2 protein-coding genes and 1 pseudogene are annotated in these 3217 nt (G+C 72.1%); 2 read left to right on the forward strand and 1 reads right to left on the reverse strand.

What is annotated here, in order from left to right:
• Window positions 1–66 precede the first annotated feature (66 nt).
• Window positions 67–1656 carry an ArnT family glycosyltransferase gene (locus D7W81_RS40575; RefSeq protein ID WP_120560665.1) on the forward strand — a complete coding sequence of 530 codons (1590 nt, stop codon included), beginning with the start codon at window positions 67–69 and terminating at the stop codon, window positions 1654–1656.
• A gap of 27 nt (window positions 1657–1683) precedes the next feature.
• Here the strand turns inward: D7W81_RS40575 and ruvX are convergent, their stop codons facing one another.
• Window positions 1684–2139 carry a Holliday junction resolvase RuvX gene (ruvX, locus tag D7W81_RS40580; RefSeq protein WP_120560666.1) on the reverse strand — a complete coding sequence of 152 codons (456 nt, stop codon included), beginning with the start codon at window positions 2137–2139 and terminating at the stop codon, window positions 1684–1686.
• Window positions 2140–2350: 211 nt separating this feature from the next.
• On the opposite strand from ruvX, the pseudogene D7W81_RS40585 reads away from it, so the two are divergent.
• Window positions 2351–3217 (forward strand): annotated as a pseudogene (locus D7W81_RS40585) (hypothetical protein); the annotation flags it as partial.

The following is a 3217-nucleotide window of genomic DNA, read 5'->3' on the forward strand; positions in this document are numbered from 1 at the left end:
GCACCGGGCAGGTGGGAGGGACGCTGACTTGGCTTTGGGTCCTGCCTGCGTATCCTCGCGCGCGCCATGGTTCCCGCTTCGAGTCCCGCTGCCCTTGCTTCTCCTCACACCGCCGTGCCCGGCTTGTCCGCCGTGCCCGCCCCCCAGCCCGAGCCTTCCATCCGGTGGTTGGTGGGCCTGCTGCTCGTGGCGGCGCTGCTCCCCCGGTTGGGGGTGTTCTTCATCAACGAGAACCTCTTCGGGGACGCGGTGGTGCGCACGGAGCTGGCGGAGCGGTGGCTGGCCGACCCGCACGTCATCACCTCCTACAAGGACGGGACGTACCAGTTCGGCCCGCTGCACCTGTACCTGGTGGGCGCGGTGCTGTCGGTGTTCGAGCGCGACGTGGCGGGCCGGCTGGTGAGCCTGGTGTTCGGCGTGCTGTCGGTGGTGCCGCTGTTCGCGCTGACGCGGCGGCTGTTCGGCTGGCGCGCGGGTGTGGCCGCGGGGCTGGCCTTCAGCGCGTGGGGCATGCACCTGCAGTTCTCCACCACGGCGGGCAGCGAGGCGGTGTCACTCTTCTTCATGCTGGCGGTGTTCGCGCTGGTGGCGGAGGGCGTGGAGGAGAACCGCTTCCAGCCGCTGTTCTGGGGCGCGGTGCTGCTCAACTTCGCGTGCGCGCTTCGCTACGACGCGTGGATGTACATCCCGCTCATCACCGTGGCGCTGGTGTTCAGCAGCGAGGACCGGGTGGCGTCGCTCACGCGCGCGGTGGGCTTTGGCCTGGTGTGTCTGCCGTTCCCGCTGTTGTGGATGCAGGGCAACGAGCTGGCGCACGGCGACCCGTTCTTCCCCATCAAGGCGGTGGAGGACTTCCACAAGCAGTGGGTGGCCGACTCCGGCGGTGCGGGGGGCGCGCTGGGCTGGCGGCTGCAGCAGCTGGGGTTCTGGCCCGCGGTGGCGCTCTTCACGCTGACGCCGGGCGTGGCGCTCCTGGGCGGCGTGGGCATGGTGCGCGCGTGGAAGAAGCACCCGGAGACGCGCTGGCTGGTGGCGATGGCCGTGGTGCCCGCGCTGTACTTCACCGTCCGCGCGGCGGTGCTCCTGAGCTTCGTGCCCCTGGCGCGCTTCACGGTGACGCAGCTGGTGCTGGTGCCCGTGTTCCTGGCGCCGGGCCTGGCGGCGATGGTGGGCAGCCGGGGCGCCTTCGCGCGCCGCGCGGTGGTGGGCGTGAGCGCGGTGCTGGCGGTGGTGATGCCGGTGGCGCTGGGCATCTACACCTTCCGCACCGAGGGCGGCCTGCACGACTCACTGCGCCCGGTGAGCCCCACGTCCACGAATCCGGTGGCGGTGATGCAGGTGGCTCGCTTCCTCAAGGAGGAGGTGGCGGCGAAGGGCGGCGCGGCGGCCATCGACGACGACCCTCGCTACATGGACCTGCAGGTGGCCTTCTTCTCGACGTTGCCGGAGATGCGCATGGCGCGCGTGCGCTGGGACACCTTCCGCCAGCGCCTGGGCGACGCGCGGCCGGACGTGGTGGTGCGCTTCGATGAAGGCCGGCTGGTGAAGGACCCGGGCGTGAAGCTGGACGGGCGGACGCTGACGCTCGACGGCGTGGCGTACCAGGAGCAGGACGGCTTCACCGCGCCGCTGCACGTGTACCGGCGCCAGCCGTAGCCGGCGGCTCGTTCCCGGAGGAGGGGCTCAGGCCTCCGGGTCGTAGTTGTCGTCGTAGCCGTCGTCGTTCTTGGGGCGGTGCGCGTCCAGCCAGCCCTGCAGGATGAACTGCGCGGCGAGCTGATCAATGACCTCCCGCCGCTTCTCCCGGCGCACGTCCGCCTCCAGCAGGGTGCGCTGGGCAGCCACGGTGGACAGCCGCTCGTCCCAGAGCTCCACGGGCAGCCCGAGCGCGCTCTCCAGCACCTCCGCGAACTTGCGCGTGGCCTCCGCGCGGGGCCCCTCCGAGCCATTCATGTTGAGGGGCAGCCCCAGGACGAAGCGCGTCACCTCGTGCTCCTTCACCAGGCGGGACAGCTCCGCCAGGTCCGCCTTGAGCGACGCGCGCCGCACGGTGGTGACCGCCTGGGCGGTGAGCCCCAGCCCATCCGAGACGGCCACCCCGATGGTCTTGGTTCCGTAGTCGAGCCCGAAGGTGCGCATGGGCGCGGGACTCTAGCCGCAATCCTCCGTGACGGACCGGACCGTCCGTGGCCGGGGACGCACACGGCGGGCCTCGCGCGCCAACCCCGCGTTTCGACTCGCCCCGCGCGCCGGCGCGTCCGGCACCGCCGCTGCAATGCCCTCCCGCGTCCGAAGAGACGGCGCGCGGCACCTCGCAGCATCCACTTCAACCCGCCGCGCGGGAGTACTGATGCTCGACATCCTGAAAGGCGTGGCGAACCTGCTGGGCGGCCCCATGGCCGCCGTGACCGACCTGGCGGGGGACGCCCTGGGGCTTCCCCCCGTCCTCACGAACTCCATCAAGACGGCCGCGGGGGTGATGACCGGCAACGTGATGATGGCGGCCAGCGGCGCGCTGGGCGTGGCGGATGAGCTGAAGAAGCACCCGTCCGCGAAGACGGAGTACTGCGCGCCCCAGGACGCGGCGAAGGCGGGCGCGGGCTACGCGAGTTCGTCCTCGGCGGGCGGGACGCAGGCGGGAGGCACGTCCGGGAGCCGCAGCCCGCTGGACCCCAAGCTGCTGGACTACGCGGACTCGCTGCGCACGCTGGAGGCGAACTTCGGCTACCTGGACCTGCTGGACGGCAAGAAGGACGGCTCGCTGTCGCACGCGGACCTCCAGCGCATCTCGCAGGACCGGAACGTGTCGCCCTCGCTCCGGGACGCGGCGAGGTTCCTCGTGGACAACCGCACCTTCTTCGAACAGGTGGACACGGCGAAGAAGAAGCTGCTCGGCCTGCCGATGCCGGCCTTCAACGACGACCGCATCGAGCTGATGGGCCTCCAGCAGGAGTCCAAGCGGCTGGCCTCGGAGTTCGCGAAGTACGGGCGTCCGGAGCGGCCGGGCCGCCCGGCCCCCTCGACGCAGGACTGCGAACCGGCGCCGCCGGACTGCGCGCCTCCCTCCAAGGGCGGGAGTTCCAGCCCGCGGCCCGGAAGCGGGGCGGGGCGGCCGGGGAGTGATGGCACGGGACGGCCGGGCAGCGGCACGGGGAGCACGGACGGTGGCGTGCCGGGACGGCCGGGGCAAGGCAGCGGGGGACCCGGTGGCACCGGG

Source organism: Corallococcus aberystwythensis, from assembly GCF_003612165.1.
Taxonomy (GTDB): domain Bacteria; phylum Myxococcota; class Myxococcia; order Myxococcales; family Myxococcaceae; genus Corallococcus; species Corallococcus aberystwythensis.

Excerpts from the sequence above, each read along its gene's own strand:
- D7W81_RS40575 (WP_120560665.1), top strand. The coding sequence starts at position 67 with ATGGTTCCCGCTTCGAGTCCCGCTGCCCTTGCTTCTCCTCACACCGCC.
- ruvX (WP_120560666.1), bottom strand. The coding sequence starts at position 2,139 with ATGCGCACCTTCGGGCTCGACTACGGAACCAAGACCATCGGGGTGGCC.